Annotated in this window: 12 protein-coding genes; 2 read left to right on the top strand and 10 right to left on the bottom strand. The window is 67.0% G+C overall.

What is annotated here, in order from left to right:
• Window positions 1-13 precede the first annotated feature (13 nt).
• The 4 genes from GYB83_RS16460 to GYB83_RS16445 form a co-directional block, all read right to left on the bottom strand.
• The gene (locus tag GYB83_RS16460; protein WP_161896490.1) at window positions 14-2,509 is read right to left on the bottom strand and encodes an FHA domain-containing protein; all 2,496 of its coding nucleotides are present in this window, start codon (window positions 2,507-2,509) and stop codon (window positions 14-16) included.
• Window positions 2,506-4,434 (bottom strand): ATP-binding cassette domain-containing protein, encoded by a 1,929-nt coding sequence (locus GYB83_RS16455; protein WP_161896489.1) that lies wholly within the window; start codon window positions 4,432-4,434, stop codon window positions 2,506-2,508. Before GYB83_RS16455 ends, GYB83_RS16460 begins: the two co-directional genes overlap by 4 nt.
• Before the next feature lie 10 nt (window positions 4,435-4,444).
• A complete protein-coding gene (locus tag GYB83_RS16450) occupies window positions 4,445-5,650 on the bottom strand; it encodes a type III polyketide synthase (RefSeq protein WP_161896488.1) in 1,206 nt (401 codons plus the stop codon).
• Window positions 5,651-5,764: 114 nt separating this feature from the next.
• Complete coding sequence (locus GYB83_RS16445) at window positions 5,765-7,252, bottom strand: fatty acid desaturase (RefSeq protein WP_161896487.1); 1,488 nt, start codon at window positions 7,250-7,252, stop codon at window positions 5,765-5,767.
• A 148-nt stretch (window positions 7,253-7,400) separates the two neighbouring features.
• On the opposite strand from GYB83_RS16445, the gene GYB83_RS16440 reads away from it, so the two are divergent.
• A complete protein-coding gene (locus GYB83_RS16440; protein WP_161896486.1) occupies window positions 7,401-8,195 on the top strand; it encodes an LppX_LprAFG lipoprotein in 795 nt (264 codons plus the stop codon).
• Between the two features lie 116 nt (window positions 8,196-8,311).
• On the opposite strand, the gene GYB83_RS16435 is transcribed toward GYB83_RS16440, so the two are convergent.
• The 4 genes from GYB83_RS16435 to GYB83_RS16420 all read right to left on the bottom strand — a co-directional run bounded on the left by GYB83_RS16435 (window position 8,312) and on the right by GYB83_RS16420 (window position 14,113).
• Window positions 8,312-8,773: a P-loop NTPase family protein gene (locus GYB83_RS16435; RefSeq protein WP_308469648.1), complete on the bottom strand. Its 462-nt coding sequence runs from the start codon at window positions 8,771-8,773 to the stop codon at window positions 8,312-8,314.
• A 124-nt stretch (window positions 8,774-8,897) separates the two neighbouring features.
• Entirely contained in the window at window positions 8,898-11,492 is a 2,595-nt protein-coding gene (locus GYB83_RS16430) for an FHA domain-containing protein (protein ID WP_161896485.1), read from the bottom strand.
• Between the two features lie 57 nt (window positions 11,493-11,549).
• Window positions 11,550-13,235, bottom strand: a complete 1,686-nt coding sequence (gene arc / locus GYB83_RS16425) for a proteasome ATPase (RefSeq protein WP_161896484.1) — start codon at window positions 13,233-13,235, stop codon at window positions 11,550-11,552.
• Window positions 13,236-13,282: 47 nt separating this feature from the next.
• A complete protein-coding gene (locus GYB83_RS16420) occupies window positions 13,283-14,113 on the bottom strand; it encodes a tRNA (adenine-N1)-methyltransferase (protein ID WP_161896483.1) in 831 nt (276 codons plus the stop codon).
• Window positions 14,114-14,177: 64 nt separating this feature from the next.
• Here GYB83_RS16420 and GYB83_RS16415 point away from each other — a divergent pair, with 64 nt between their 5' ends.
• A complete protein-coding gene (locus GYB83_RS16415; protein ID WP_161896482.1) occupies window positions 14,178-15,035 on the top strand; it encodes a thioesterase family protein in 858 nt (285 codons plus the stop codon).
• A gap of 41 nt (window positions 15,036-15,076) precedes the next feature.
• Here GYB83_RS16415 and hisG read toward each other — a convergent pair whose 3' ends face one another.
• Window positions 15,077-15,925 (bottom strand): ATP phosphoribosyltransferase, encoded by an 849-nt coding sequence (gene hisG / locus GYB83_RS16410; RefSeq protein WP_161896481.1) that lies wholly within the window; start codon window positions 15,923-15,925, stop codon window positions 15,077-15,079.
• Window positions 15,926-16,016: 91 nt separating this feature from the next.
• On the bottom strand, window positions 16,017-16,280 hold the full coding sequence (locus tag GYB83_RS16405; RefSeq protein ID WP_161896480.1) for a phosphoribosyl-ATP diphosphatase: 264 nt from the start codon (window positions 16,278-16,280) through the stop codon (window positions 16,017-16,019).
• Window positions 16,281-16,348: the final 68 nt, after the last annotated feature.

Raw genomic sequence — 16,348 nt, 5'->3', positions numbered from 1 at the left:
ACGCGGTGCGGGCTCACCGTTTGGGCAGGCGCAGGCGCGAGTAGACGACGGCCGCCAGGATCGACGCGAGTACGGCGAGTGCTCCGTACGTCATGGCGGTGTGGGCGGGTGTGGGATCCCAGAACGTGTACATGATCGGGCTCGACGGGTCATTGGAGTCGATCGGCCTGACCTGCTCGACGTACGCCTGCGGGGCGACGTACGGCAGATTCACCGCCTGCGCGGCGCTCGCGTATCCCCAGTAGGTCGGCAGCAGCCACGTGATCGGTTTGACGAATGCCGAGCCGATCGCGATGAGTCCGCCGGAGAGCACGAGCTGCACCATGATGACGATCACCAGCGGCGGCATCGTCTGCTCGCTCGAACGGACCAACGCCGAGATCGTCAACCCGACGAAGACGCTGACCCACGCGGTCGCGGCGACCGCGAGGAACAACGACACCGCGGGCGGCACTAGCGGATAGTCGGTGCCCGGCTCGGTGACGCCGTCCGGGGTCGGGAATGCGCGCAGCGCGAACGCCAATCCGAGCATCACCGCCACCTGCACGGTCGCCACCAGGCAGAACACGACGACCTTCGCCCACAGGTACGCACCGGGACGCAGTCCGACGGCCCGTTCGCGTTCGAAGATCGCGCGTTCGCCGACGAGATCGCGGACGGTGAGCGCGACACCCATGAACGCGGCGCCGATCACCAGGACGGTCAAGATCTGGAGAGCTTCGCTCGGATCGCTCGGCTGCGCCCCCGGCGGGTCGGTGCTGACGGCGAAACCCTTCTCGCCGGGCAGGACCATCGTCAGGACGCCGAGGATGACGGGCATCGCCAACAGCACGACGAGGTACCCGCGATCGGCGAGGATCAGGCGGAACTGCCGCCTGGCGACGGTGCTCATCTGCCGGACCATGCTCTTGCGCGGGATGGCCGGGATCGGACCGAGAGCCGGGGCCGCAGGCGGGGCCCCCGAGTCGGGGTGGCGATGCCGGTACCGGTTCCAGGCCTCGTCCGGCCGGTCGGCCACGAACGCGAAGATGTCGGCCCAGTCGGTTGTGCCGAGTTCGTCGGACACCTTGTGCGGCGACCCGCAGAACGCGGTCTTGCCGCCCGGCGCGAGCAGCAGCACCTGATCGCAGAGGGTCAGGTGTGTGAGCGAATGGGTGACGACGATGACCACGCGGCCCGCGTCGGCGAGCCTGCGCAGGGTGCGCATCACCTGCTGATCGAGTGCCGGGTCGAGTCCGGAGGTCGGTTCGTCCAAGATCAGCAGCGACGGACCGGTCAACAACTCCATCGCCACCGATGCGCGTTTGCGCTGGCCGCCCGACAACTTGTCCACGCGGGTGTCGACGTGCTCGGTCAGCTGGAGCTCGGACAGCACACCGTCGATCACCTGGTCGCGGTCGGCAGTGCTCAGATCGGACGGCAGACGCAGCTCGGCCGCGTAACGAAGTGCTTGACGCAGGGTGAGCCGCTGATGCAGGACGTCGTCCTGCGGGACCATGCCGATACGAGTGCGCAACGCCTCGTACTCGGTGTGCACGCCGCGACCCTCGAAGGTGACGAGTCCGACCGTCGGGCTGCTCAGGCCCGCGACGATCTTCGACACCGTCGACTTGCCCGCACCCGACGGGCCGATGATCGCCGTCAACGAACCGGGCGCCGCGCGGAACGAGACCTGGGTCAGCAGTTCCTTCCGGTCGATCGTCAGACCGACGCCGGACACTTCGAGTCCCCCGGCGGCCTGCGCGCGGGGGCGTCCGCGGACGAGGGCTCCGCCCGACATCACGAAGTCGGAGTTGCCGATCGTGACGACGTCGTTCTCGCTCAGCCGATGCGCCGACACCCGCTGACCGTTGACGAACGTCCCGTTCACACTGCCGAGGTCCTCCAGCAGCAGACCCTGCGGAGACGACGACAACCGCGCATGATGACGGGACGCCAACACGTCGCTGACGACGATGTCGTTGTCCGGCGTACGGCCGATCGTCTGCACACCCGACAGGACGATCTGCTCGCGACCGCTGTTCCGCAGTTCACCGGGCACCTGGAAGATCGCCGAGGCGTTCTGATGCAACGCCGCCAGATGCGGAGCATCGGGCAGTTCGCCGAATCGGGGAGCCTGTGCCTGGAACGGCGCCGACGGCGGCGGCCCCGGTCGACCCGGGAACGGCGCGGACGCGGGTGGTGCGGCGACCGCGGGCGCCAGTTCCAGCAGCGGACCGGTCTGGCCGTCGCCGATCATGACCGCGATCGGGCCCGCGGCGGACACGACGTTCTGCCGCACCCCGTTCACGTACATCCCGTTGGTGCTGCCCGCGTCGATCACCTGCCAGCCCGTCTGCGGCGTCCACTCGATCGACAGGTGGCGCCGCGATACGAGCGGATGGTTGACGACGATCGCGTTGTCTGGCGTGCGGCCGAGTGTCGCGGGCGTCGCCGTGACGATCTGCGGCCGCCCCTGCGCCACTCGGACCTGCAGCGGGGGGACACCGGAGCGGGGCGGAACGGTCACCTGGTCGGTTCTCCTTCGAGACGTCGGGCCTGCGGGTCGGCGACGAGCGTGCGGCTCTGCTCGACGTCCATCCGGCCGAAGTCGAGTTTGATCAGCTGGTCGGCGATGTCGAAGTAGCGGTCGTCGTGTGTGATGACGATGACCGTCTTGCCGCGTGCGGCGAGGTCGGCCAGGATCTCACGATAGAACGTGTCACGGAACTGCGGTTCCTGATCGGCCGCCCACTCGTCGAACAAGTAGATGGGCCGGTCGTCCAGGAGCGCGGTGACGAGCGTGAGGCGTTTGCGCTGCCCCTGTGAGAGGGCGACGGTCGAGAGGCGTCCGCCCGACACCGACACCTTGTCGTCGATGCGGAGCATGCGCAGATACCTGCGGACCTCGTCGTCAAGGTCGGGCCGGTCGAATCCGAGGTACTCCTCGAACAGGTGGAAGTCGGTGAAGACCGCGGCCGTGTTCTGCCGGAACCATTCGATGTTGTCGTGGTCGATCCGCTCACCGCCGAGAGAGATCGTGCCGCGCTGCGGCACGTAGAGGCCGGTGAGCAGCTTCGCCAGGGTCGACTTGCCGCTGCCGTTGCCGCCGACGATGAACGACACGGTGCCGGGCGCGAACGTCGCGTCGATCGGTCCGAGGTGGAAACCGGACGGCGGCGGGGGCGGAGCCTGATCGCCGGGGCGACCGGGTCGGGGGCCCCGTGGTCCGGGCGGGGGGCCGCCGGGCGGCGGTCCGCGATGGCCGCGGGCTCCGACGTCGCCGGGACGCTGCGGGAGCCTGCCGTCGGGAACGTCCTCGTCGCGTCCGCGATCGGACCAGTCGACGTCGGGGCGCGTGGTGGGCGGCGGCGGACGATGCGGCGGCCCGGCTTCGGGACGTTCGCCGTGCGGCGGCGGCCCGGCCGGGGCGGGCTCGCCGAGGTAGGTGTATTCGATGCCGGCCAGGACCAGTCGCGGGTCCGCCGTGACCGGACGCTCCTCGTACGGCAGCAGCTCTTCGTCGTGCAGGGCCTCCATCGACAGCTGGATGGCCTTGATCTTGTCGAGTGCCACGCCACCGCGCACGAGGTCGGGGATCCGGCTCATGAAGTTCTGCATCGGCATCGCGAGGAACGTCGTGATGATGACGTAGCCGACCATCGTCTCCTGCGGCATCGTCATCCACGCCGCGACACCGAAGAGGATCACGGCCATCGTCGACAGCTGCAGAATCTGGCCGAGGTTCTGGCCGATCGCGAACTTCGAGCCCGCGGAGACGTTCATGTCCCGCAGGTCGGCGGCGGTTCCGAGCAGCTTCTCGTCCATGAACTGGCGGCGGCGGCCGCGGTGCCCCTTGAGTTCCTTGATGCCGACGCTGACCGCGGTGAAGGAGTTCAGCAGGTCGTCCTCGCGTTCACGCGCGGCCCGGAAGATGCCGCGGACGTGCTTGAGGAACGATTCGACGATTCCGATGGCGGCGAGCGTCGCCGCGACCTGGATCGCGAACAGCGGTCCAGACAGGACGAAGAGGAACGTCAGCGTCCCGACGATGGTCGCGATGTCGACGCACATCGACGGGATCGCCGACACCGCCATCGACAACGAGCGGACGTCCTCGGTGAGCGTGGCCAGCAGCCGATGCGAGCCCAGCCTCTCCAGATGCTCCAACGGCGCCGAGACCACGCCGGCGCTCAGGCGCGCGCGGAGTCGGTAGATCGCGTGCTGCGCGAGCCGGATCAGCAGCAGCTGCGACGCGAGACCGCTGACGATCACGACCGCGACGGTGAGCGCGAACATCTGCCACGAGGCGTGGCGTCCGGCGTCCGGCGGGGCGACGGCCGCGTTGATCTGGGTGACGAGGAAGGCGTTGGCCGCACCACCGATCAGACCCATCAGTACGGCCGCGGCGATCCCCCGCCACGACACCGAGAACAGGAATCGGATCAGCTTCATGGCGGGTCCCCTATCCGCGGACCACGTCGAACAGGATGCCTTCGAGGGTCACACCGGGTGCGAAGGAGAACGCGACACCGGTCGACGGCGGCACCGGCTCGGCGTGGTCGCGTGCGGCCTCGTCGGCCAGCATGCGCTCGAGCACGAACACCAGCGAGACGCTGAGCATGTTCCCGTAGTCGCGCAGGACGTCCCAGCTCGGCTGGGACCGCTCCTCGGACAGGCCGAGCGAGCGAGCCGACTGGTGCAGGATCGCGGGCCCGCCCGGATGGATGGCCCACAGGTCGATGTCGTCGCGCCCCAGGCCCGACCGGGCGATCGCGGCGTCGAGCGCGGGCCCGACACCGCGGTAGATGTAGTCGGGCAGCTGCTGTGACAGATCGCAGGTGATGCCGTCGTCGTTCACGCCGAGCACGATGCCGTCCTCGGCGTCGTCGAAGAGGTGGCTGAACGTGTCGCGGACGACGATCCGGCCTGCGGGCAGTTGGCGACCGACCTCGCTGGCTCCGACCACCATCGCGCCGCACCCGTCGCCGAAGAGGCTGTGGGTGACGACCTCGACGGGATCCTCACCGAACACCGCGTTCACCGAGCTCAGTTCCAGGCAGACCACCAGGGCCTTGCTGTCCGGGTGCGCTCGGACGTAGTCGGTGGCGGTCCGCAGGCCGTTGACGGCGGCGGCGCATCCCATGAAGTTGACGACGACACGACTGATCGTCTGCGACAGGCCCAGCTGCTTGATGACGGCGACGTCGACGCCGGGTGCGATGAATCCCGTGCTGGTGACGAAGATCAGCATTCCGATCTCGGCGGCGGGATCGGCGATGCCTGCGATCGCGCGGCCCGCCACGTCCACCGCCAGCGGTGTGGCGTGCTCGAAGTACATGTTCATCCGCTCACGGACGGTGCCGGGACGGCGACTGTACTCCAGGAACTCCGGAGCCATCGGGTCGATCGCCAAGTGTCGAGTCGCGATCCGGGTCTTGTCGTACACCCGGACGATGCGCTCGGCGACCGCCGGATCGTCGAACAGGGCGGCGACCTGACCCGCTGCGGTCGTCTGGTCGACGATCCTCGCCGGTGCACCGGTCGCGAGCGATTCGATCACGGCGACGGTGGTGGGCGGCGACGGCAGGGCATCGGCCCCGAACCCCGGTGCGGCGACCGCTACGCGCGCCAAGGGGTTGGTGGAGTGTGCTCCGGTGGTGTGCGACATGTCGTCGCCCCTTTCTGTGCCGGGAGTCGGTGTGCTCACAATCGATGATCTACGGTTGCGGCTCCGAATGGGAATACGTCGTCTGTCGATCGAATGAAGACGTTCGCGGAATGGTCAGACGGTGCCTATGCCGGTGAATCCCTTGACCGTGTACTCACCGCACGTCTTCAATGCAGTCGGCGAGAAATGCTCACGGAAGAATCCCCAGTCGTTCTCGACCGCGGTACGCGATTTCGCGCCCAGATACGTCGACAGCTGCTTCGGGAACCGGTCGGTGAGGAACCACTTGGACTTCTCCCATTCGACACCGAACTTCGCGGCCTCCTCACGGAGGAGGTCTTCGGTCGCGATGTTCGAGAATCCGCTCCGCTGGAACGGCAGCACGTGATGCACGCGATGCGAGCTGAGGCCGGCCGAGAGGAAGCAGTCGACGTACCGGTTGCCGACGACCTTCAGGTCGTAGGCCTGTTCCACCTGGTTGACGGCCCAGTCGTCGGTGTTCGCCTCGATCTCATCGGTGTCGATCTCGAAGTCGTGACTGGCGACGACGAGGAACGTCGACACCCACATCGTGACGACGAACTGCAGCAGCCACGCCCAGAAGTCGCCCGCGACGATGAACACGATCATCTCGCCGAGCAGCAGGAAACGCATGCCGAACGAACCGATGAAGTGCGGCAGTCCGCCCTTCCACGATCCGTACATGTCGGCGATGCCGACCTGTCGAGTCAATTTGCAGATCTCGAGGAGACGAATCGTCATCCCGGTCACCGTGTGACCGAATTTGTGGAGCGTGTGGATCGGCACCCGATACAGACGCGGAAGATCCATCATGAACGTGAACACGTTCTTCTTGATGTCGACGTCGCTCTGCGTGTGCGGATGGTGCAGCAGCGCATGACCGTCGGCGGTGACGAACGACAACGCGACGTAATTCATGTCGAACGCGTTGACCGCGATCTTGGTGAACCCCTTCTGCGCACGATGGATCGCGTAGTGCCCGACGCCCGCGAGCGAACTGCGCAGGAGCACCATGGCGAGCACGAACGCGGGCAGCGGCATCCATGACGTGTCGTACAGGCGCAGACCCATCACCGCGAAGTACGCGATGAACAAGGTGATCGCGACGGCGTCGAAGATCCGGTCCATCCGCTTGATCTTCGCGGCCATCGTCGGTTCGGACAGTCGTCCCTTCACCGCGTGCAGCAGATCCGTCGACTGCGAGAAGTCGTAGTGCGGGGTGTCGCGCCAGCTGTCGAAGTCCTTGTCGAACAGGAACGCCGGGGCGTTCGCCTTCGGGTGGACGTCTTCGATGACGGCGTCTCGATCGAGCGCGAATCGCTCGATCATCCGCCCGATGCGCTCGGGATCGCGATGGTAAGCGCCGATGATCGACGTGATGTCGCGGTTCTTGGTGCGACCGATGAAGAACTCGCCGCCGGGATGCTTCGAGATCCAGTCGGTGAGATCGTACGCGCGACCGTTGTAGACCCACACGTTCGACAACTGTGGCCCGCCGTCCGGCGCCGCCCTCCTGCCGAGGTCCGGCCCGATGTCGGACTCGCCGTCGACCCCTGTCGTGGCTGCGTTGTCCGCTGACATTGTCGGCCTCCGTGAAAAAGAACGTGGATGAGATTCCAATGGATCTTAACCACCGCTCTCCTACGCCCGTGTCACCCGATCATTCAGTTGATAGAGAACCGGTTCGCCGAGACCATCCGCCGCAGGTTTTACGCTACGGTCTCCTTTTATGAAGACACCCAAGCAGGCGGGCTCATCCGTCACCAGGAAGTGGGCCGCGCCCGCAGTCGCTCTCTTGACCGTAGGCGCTGTGGTGCTGACCGGTTGCTCCACGGAGAAGAAGAGCGACGACACGACGGCCGCGCAGTCCGCTCCCCCGATGAGCGATTCGCCCCGGTCGGGCACCGCGCCGTCCGTGGATGTGACCGATGCCAACGCCCTGCTCGAGCAGGCTGCGAAGACCACTCGCCTCACCACCGCGGTCCACCTGAACATGACCGTCGACAAGAACTTCAAGGGCCTTCCGGTCAACAGCCTCGACGGCGACGTCGTGACCAAGCCCGCCCCCGCCGCGAAGGGCACCGGCGAGTTCCGCCTGACGGACTCGTTCAAGGAGTACGAGTTCGTGATCATCGGCGGCCGCCTGTACACGAAGGAGAAGGGCGCCGCGTCGTTCACCGAGGCTCCGTCGGGTCAGCGGACCTACGACCCGTCGGTCGTCCTCTCCGAGGACAAGGGTCTGGCGAACCTCCTGACGAAGTTCCACAACCCGAAGGTCGGCGAGACCGCCACGCACAACGGTGTGAAGGCCGTCAAGGTGACCGGAACCCTCGATTCCGCCGACTTCGACTCGATCTTCCCGACCCAGGGCCCCGGCGCTCTGAAGGGCGAGCATCCGGCTACCGCGTGGATCGCCTACGACTCGCCGAACAACCTCGTCGAGATCAGCCTGAACACCAAGGACGGCGACATCACGCTCACCACGTCCAAGTGGGAGGAGCCGGTGACGATCACGAAGCCGTGACCCCACCGCTCTGACGCGAAGGCCCGCCCCTCCTGCGGCGGGCCTTCGTGTTCGTGTGCTCCTGGGCAGATCCGGGCCCTGCGGAAGGTCGGCGACGTTGTGGAATCCCGCCGGGCTCACGAGACCGCGCGAGCGAGCGGTCCCTTCAGCCATCGATCGACCTCACGGGTCGATGTCAAGCGCACCACCGAGAGACCGAACGAATCATGGTCCAGCTGTGGAATCTGATCGCGATACTTGTGCCGCGTCGACACCGCCCATCGGACGATGTAGTCGGGGTCGGTCAGAATTTGGTGGAACGGCGGTTCTACATTGCCATTCCAAAGCGCCTCGCGTCGAACACGCCGCAGCACAGTACGACGCACCACCCTCGGGAAAGTCGTCGTCCAGAACGGCAGATCTAGCCAGACCAGAAGATCCGCGCGAGCCGCCAGTACCGGGCGCGCACCCGCGTATTGCCACTCGGTGACCCACGCCTCTGTGGACGCAAGGTCTGCCACATCCTCAAGGAACGTCGTCCGCGGCGTCCAGTTCGGCCCGTGAAAGAGCCCGTCGATCTCAGTGTGCGGCGCGTCCACGACCTGAGCGATGCGTCGCCCGAGCGTGGTCTTTCCGACTCCGGACACTCCCGCAACAAGTATGCGCCGTGGCCGAATCGGAATCGGGTCTACAGATGTGAACATATGCGCCCCGCCCGCGGCCCTACCGGCGGCGCAGGCGCAGGCGAGAGAACACGAGAGCCGCGAGGAGTACGGCCATGAGTGCGAGGACACCGTAGGCGAGCAGCATGTGCGACGCCGTCGGCTCCCACAGCGGGTACTTCATCTCCCCCGCGTCGTTCAGTTTCACCTGGGCCGCGTCGGGGTTGATCGTGGGGACGTCGACGGCCTGGGCTGCGGCCGTGTATCCCCAATACGCCGGGAACAGCCAGCCGAGTTGGGCCGCCCCGGCCGAGGTGATCGGGAACAAGCCGCCGCAGAAGACGAGCTGCACCATGATCGCGATCACGAGCGGCGGCATCGTCTGCTCGTTCGACTTGACCATCGACGAGATCGCCAGGCCGACGAGTGTGCTGACACACGCGAGGGCGGTGATCGCCAGATAGAGGGCTATCGCCGGAGGCAGGAAGACGCCGCCCTCCTCGGGGACGTCCCGCAAGCCGTACGTGAGGCCGAGCATGATTGCGCACTGCACCGCCGTGAGCAGGAAGTACACGACGACCTTCGCGAACAGATAGGCGCCCGGTCGCAGGCCAACAGCACGTTCGCGTTCGAAGATCGCGCGTTCGCCGACGAGGTCGCGGACCGTCAACGCGGCGCCCATGAACGCCGCGCCGATCACCAGGACGACGAGGAGCTGGACTGCTTCGACATGTACCTTGGCGCTGCCCGGCGACGCGCCGACCCCCTGTTCGGCGATGCCGAATCCCAGCTCACCGGGAATCACGAGGGTGAGGAGTCCGAGGACGACGGGAAGCACGCACAAGAAGACGAGATAGCCGCGATCGGCGAGGATGAGCCTGAGTTGACGCCGGAAGACGGTGCTCGCCTGACGTCCACCCGATGCCTTCGGCACGGTGATCGGCGGTCCGGACGGTGGCGCCGCCTGCGGTTTCGACGTGTGCGGATGACGTTGCCGATAGCGCGCCCACGCTTCGTCCGGCCGGTCGGCGGTGAACGCGAAGATCTCGGCCCAGTCGGTGGTCCCGAGTTCGGCTCCGACGTCCCTCGGGGCGCCGCAGTATGCGGTCTTGCCTCCGGGTGCGAGGAGCAGCACCTGATCGCACAGGTTGAGGTAGGTCAGCGAGTGCGTGACCACGAGGACCACACGGCCCGCGTCGGCCAACCGCCGCAGTGTCTGCATCACCTGGCGGTCGAGTGCCGGGTCGAGGCCCGAGGTCGGTTCGTCCAAGATCAGCAGCGACGGACCGGTCAACAACTCCATCGCCACCGATGCGCGTTTACGCTGACCACCCGACAGCTTGTCCACCCGCGTGTCGACGTGCTCGGTCAACTGCAACTCCGACAGCACACCGTCGATCACCTGATCGCGGTCGGCAGTGCTCAGATCCGACGGAAGCCGAAGCTCCGCCGCATACCGCAACGCCTGACGCAAGGTCAGCCTGCGGTGGAGGACGTCGTCCTGCGGGACCATCCCGATACGGGTGCGCAACGCCTCGTACTCGGTGTGCACACCCCGGCCCTCGAACGTCACCACACCGACAGTCGGGCTGTTCAAACCCGCGACGATCTTCGACACCGTCGACTTGCCGGCACCCGACGGGCCGATGATCGCCGTCAACGAACCGGGCGCCGCGGCAAACGAGATGTCGTTGAGGAGCGTCTTCCCGTCGATCGTGAGGCTCACGCCATCGACCTGGACACCGCCTGCCACGTCGACCTGCGGTCGTCCACGGACGAGGGCTCCGCCCGACATCACGAAGTCGGAGTTGCCGATCGTGACGACGTCGTTCTCGCTCAGCCGATGCGCCGACACCCGCTGACCGTTGACGAACGTCCCGTTGACGCTGCCGAGGTCTTCGAGGAGGAGCCCTTGGGGCGACGACGACATCCGCGCATGGTGGCGGGACGCCAGCACGTCGTTGACGACGATGTCGTTGTCCGGCGTACGGCCGATCGTCTGCACACCCGACAGCGAGATGGTCTCGCGGCCGCCGTCACGGAGTTCGCCGGGCACCTGGAAGATCGCCGAGGCGTTCTGATGCAACGCCGCCAGATGCGGAGCGTCCTGCAGCTCGCCGAACCGGGGAGCCTGCTGTCGCATCGGTTGCGGCGGCATCGGCTGCGAGGGCATCGGCGCGGACGGGAACGGTTGGGACTGCGGCTGCTGCGCGATGGGCGTGCGGATCGTGGGCCGCGGCTGCTCCGGCATCGGGCCGCTCGGCGGGTGCGGCGGCGGGGTGACCGACCGGGCCCGGGCGACACCGTCCGACGGCGGCGGAATCAACGTCGCCGCCGCGGGAGCCTGGGGCGTCAGTTCCAGTGCGGGGCCGGTCTGACCGTCGCCCAGCAGCACCCGCGCCCCGGCGCCGACGGTGACGACGTTCTGCCTGACCCCGTCCACGTACATCCCGTTTGTGCTGCCCGCGTCGATCACCTGCCATCCCGCGCCCGGCGACCATTCGACGGAGAGGTGCCGCCGCGACACGAGCGGATGGTTCACCACTATCTCGTTGTCCGGCGTCCGCCCGACGGACGCGGGCGACACCCGCACGATCTGTGTCGTGCCCTGGCCGACACGGACCTTGAGCGGCGGGGTGATTCCTGGAGTACTCATCGGGAATCACACTAGCCGGTCAGACCCGCCTCATTCGGTCGCTGGAACGACTCGCTCCTAGAGATACTGACCCGTGTTCGACTCGGTGTCGATCGCGCGGCTGGCCCCGCTGCCCTTGCCGGTGACGAGTGTGCGGATGTACACGATCCGCTCGCCCTTCTTGCCGGAGATCCTGGCCCAGTCGTCCGGGTTGGTGGTGTTGGGCAGGTCCTCGTTCTCGGCGAACTCGTCGAGGATCGAATCGAGCAGATGCCCGATCCGCAGGCCGCGCTGACCGCTCTCCAGATGTGCCTTGATCGCGTACTTCTTGGCACGGTCGACGATGTTCTGAATCATCGCGCCCGAGTTGAAGTCCTTGAAGTACATGATCTCCTTGTCGCCGTTGGCGTAGGTGACCTCGAGGAACCGGTTGTCGTCGGTCTCGGCGTACATCCGCTCCACGACGCGCTGGATCATCGCGTCGACACACGCCTGCGGGTCGCCGCCGAACTCGGCGACCTCGTCGGCGTGCAGCGGCACATCCGTCGTCAAGTACTTGGTGAAGATGTCGACGGCCGACTCCGCGTCTGGCCGTTCGATCTTGATCTTCACGTCGAGACGCCCCGGCCGCAGGATGGCCGGGTCGATCATGTCCTCGCGGTTCGACGCACCGATCACGATGACGTTCTCGAGGCCCTCGACACCGTCGATCTCGCTGAGCAACTGCGGGACGACCGTCGTCTCGACGTCCGACGAGACACCCGAGCCACGGGTCCGGAAGATCGAGTCCATCTCGTCGAAGAAGACGATCACCGGCGTGCCCTCGGACGCCTTCTCGCGCGCCCGCTGGAAGATCAGGCGGATGTGCCGTTCGGTCTCACCGACGAACTTGTTGAGCAGTTCCGGACCCTTGATGTTCAGGAAGTAGCTCTTCGCCTCACTCGAGTCGTCACCGCGGACCTGGGCGATCTGACGGGCCAACGAGTTGGCGACAGCCTTCGCGATCAACGTCTTGCCGTTGCCGGGCGGCCCGTACAAGAGGACGCCCTTCGGCGGGCGCAACGAGTACTCCGCGAACAGGTCGTTGTGCAGGAACGGCAGCTCGACGGCGTCTCGGATCTGTTCGATCTGACGGCGCAGACCGCCGATGTCCTCGTAGTCGACGTCCGGGACCTCTTCGAGGACCAGATCCTCCACCTCGGCCTTCGGGATCCGCTCGAGTGCATAGCCGGCCTTGCCGTCGACGAGCAGCGAGTCGCCGGGGCGGAGTTTGCGGTCGCGGTCGCCGCCGTCCTCGGTGTGGACGAGGGCGTCGGCCAGGTGGACGACCCGCTCCTCGTCGGTGTGCCCGACGACGAGCGCTCGACGTCCGCCGGCGAGCACCTCGCGGAGCGTCGAGATCTCGCCGACTTCGTCGTACCCGAGGGCTTCGACGACGGTCAGCGCCTCGTTCAACCGCAACGACTGCCCGCGCCGGAGCGTCTCGGTGTCGATGTTCGGCGAGACCGTCAGTCGCATCTTGCGGCCCGACGTGAACACGTCGACGGTGTCGCCGTCGGTGACTCCGAGGAGCACGCCGTACCCGCTCGGCGGCTGACCGAGGTTCTCCACCTCTTCGCGCAGTGCGATGAGCTGCTGCCGCGCCTCCTTGAGGAGTTCGGTCAGCTTGGTGTTCCGGGTGGTGAGCTTGTCGATCCGCTCCTGCGGAGAGTCGCCGCTCGCACCGGACTCCCCATTCGCACCGGACTGCACTGGCGGGGTCATCGGGGCCTCCTTCGTCGCTACGTGCTTCTTCGCTCCGTGTTCCTACGCTACCCGCGTGTCGGACGACGCTGCACGCGTAGGGTTTCGGTGCCGTCGGCGAGTCGTCGGGCGGTGATCAGGAATGCGGTGTGTCCCTGCATGCGGTGTTCGGGCCGCACGGCGAGGCCGACGGCGCTCCATTCGCGGACCAGCGACTCCCATGCGCGCGGTTCCGTCCAGCACTGCAGGTCGCGCAGGCCTTCCATGACCTTCGACAACTGCGTGACCGTCGCGACGTAGACCGTGAGGACGCCACCGGGCTTGAGGGTCTTCGACACGAGCTCGAGGTGTTCCCACGGCGCGAGCATGTCGAGGATGATGCGGTCGTACTGGTCGGCCGGATCGTGATTCGCGAGATCGTCGACGACGAGGCTCCAATTGTCGGGGGCCCCACCCCAGAACGTCTCGACATTGCGGACCGCGTGCTCGGCGTGGTCCTCGCGCACCTCGTACGACCGGACTGAACCGTTGACGCCGACCGCCCGCAGCAGCGACAGGGTGAGCGAGCCCGACCCCGCGCCGGCCTCGAGGACCTTGGCTCCGGGGAAGATGTCGCCCTCGGCGACGATCTGCGCGGTGTCCTTCGGATAGATCACCTGGGCGCCGCGCGGCATCGACAGGATGTAATCGGTGAGCAGCGGGCGGAGAGCGAGGTATTCGGTGCCGTTCGCCGACTTCACCATCGATCCCTCGTCGGCGCCGATCAGGTCGTTGTGCTCGATTCCACCGCGATGAGTGTGGAACTGCTTGTCCGGTTCCAGCACGACCGTGAACTTGCGTCCCTTGGAGTCGGTGAGCTGTACGCGGTCGCCCTCGGCGAACGGGCCGGTTGTCGGCATCGGTGACTGGTTCCTAACGGGTCGAGAGCGGGGCACGAACGCCTTCAAGCATAGAGTGACGCTCATGGCAGACATCGAATCGGCAGCGACCAGCTACTACGTCCCGCTCGAGACGCCCGACGGCGCCGACCCCGATTTCGACTACTTCCAGCCGACCGAGGCGACGATCAGCGTGTGGTCGTCCGACCTGCAGCACGGCGGCCCGCCGGCGGGTCTGATGATGCGCGCGATGACTCGAGTGGTCGCCGACGACGGCCAGCACATCACCCGCGTCACGACGGAGATCCTCGGCGCGATGGGATTGGGCGTGAACCGCGTCCGCGCGTGGGTGTCCCGCCCCGGACGACGGATCTCACAGGTGACGGCCGAACTCGAATGTCAGATGCCCGACGGGGAGTTCCGCGTCGCCGGACGCACCGTCGCCTGGCGGATCCTGGCCTCCGACACCGCGGACGCCCAGAGCAGCCCCCGCGATCGGCTCCCGTCGACGCCCGATGAGCTCCCCCAGATCGTCGGGTTCCCCGAGGACGGCGACGAGGGCGTCGCATGGGGCCGCATCGGCTTCATCGGCACCGCGGTGATCGCCAGGCAGGACGGACGCACCGGCTCCACTCCGGCCGTCTGGATCAAGGCGGCCCTCCCCCTCGTCGAGGGCGAGGTGTCGTCGGATCTGGTGTCGATCTTCACGGTGCTCGACGTCGCGAACGGCGTCGGCACCCGCCTCGACCCGACCCGCTGGTCGTGGATGAACATGGACACCACCGTCCATCTGGTGGGCCAGCCGACGAGCCCGTGGCTCGGCATCGACTCGGACCTCGCCGTCGGGCGGACGGGCTACGGTGCCAGCTTCGCCGACCTCTACGACGTGTCCGGCTTCCTCGGCCGGTCCGCGCAGACCGACATGATCGTCGACGCCCGCTGAGCAGGCCTCGCCTTTCGACTCGAAGGGTCCGGCCCGACCGACTAGAACCGGCAGGAACGGATGTCCGACGCGAGGATCGCGCGGGCGCCGAGCTCGGACAGGTCGTCCATGAGCGACTGGTGCGACTTGCGCGGGACCATCGCCCGAACCGCGAGCCACTCCGGGTCGAGCATCGGCGACACTGTCGGCGATTCGAGGCCCGGGGTCATCGCGACGGCCTGCTCCAGCAGCGGCTTCGGGCAGTCGTAGTCGATCATCACGTACTGCTGACCGAATACGACGCCCTGGACACGGGCGATGAACTGCTTGGCCGCCTTCGACGCCTCCACCGATTCCGGATTCCGGATCAGCACGGCCTCGGAGTCGCACAGCGACTCGCCGAACGCAGCCAGATCGTGCAGGCGGAGGGTGCGTCCGGAGCCGACCACATCGGCGATCGCGTCGGCCACACCGAGCTGGATGGAGATCTCGACGGCGCCGTCGAGGCGGATGATCTCCGCGTCGATGCCGCGGGACGCGAGGTCACGACGGACCAGGTTCGGGTACGACGTCGCGATCCGCTTGCCCGCGAGATCGTCGACGGTCCACGTCTGGTCGTTGGGGGCCGCGTAGCGGAACGTCGACGATCCGAAGCCGAGCGCGACCTCCTCGATCACCTCGGCGCCCGAGTCGGCCGCCAGGTCGCGACCGGTGATGCCCAGGTCGAGGGTGCCCGCGCCGACATAGATCGCGACGTCCTTCGGGCGCAGGAAATAGAACTCGACGTCGTTGTTGACGTCGATGACGGAGAGGTCCTTCGGGTCCGACCGCTTGCGGTAGCCGGCCTCGGAGAGGATGGCGGCGGCGGCTTCGGACAGCGCGCCCTTGTTGGGGACTGCGACACGCAACATGTGGGGAATTCCTAGAGGTAGCGGGGTCGACTCAGCGGTACTTGGGTCGGCTCAGAGGTACTTGGGTCGGCTCAGAGGTACTTGGGTCGGCTCAGAGGTACTTGTAGACGTCGGCAGGCGTGAGACCGCGCTTGATCATCATCACCTGGAGCCAGTAGACGAGCTGCGAGATCTCCTCGGAGAGGGAGTCGTCGGACTCGTGCTCGGCGGCCAGCCACACTTCGCCTGCTTCCTCGATGATCTTCTTGCCGAGCGTATGGATGCCGGAGTCGAGTGCGACGACGGTGCCGCTCCCCTCGGGGCGCGTCTGCGCCTTCTCGGCCAGCTCAGCGAACAGTTCGTCGAAGGTCTTCACGGGACGTATTGTTCCACGCCTGCCCGACCGCGGCCCGGTCGGGTTGTTCCCACGTCAGACGGACTTAC

This window comes from Gordonia spumicola (assembly GCF_009932475.1).
Classification (GTDB): domain Bacteria; phylum Actinomycetota; class Actinomycetes; order Mycobacteriales; family Mycobacteriaceae; genus Gordonia; species Gordonia spumicola.
This window is presented reverse-complemented; position numbering and strand designations above follow the sequence as displayed.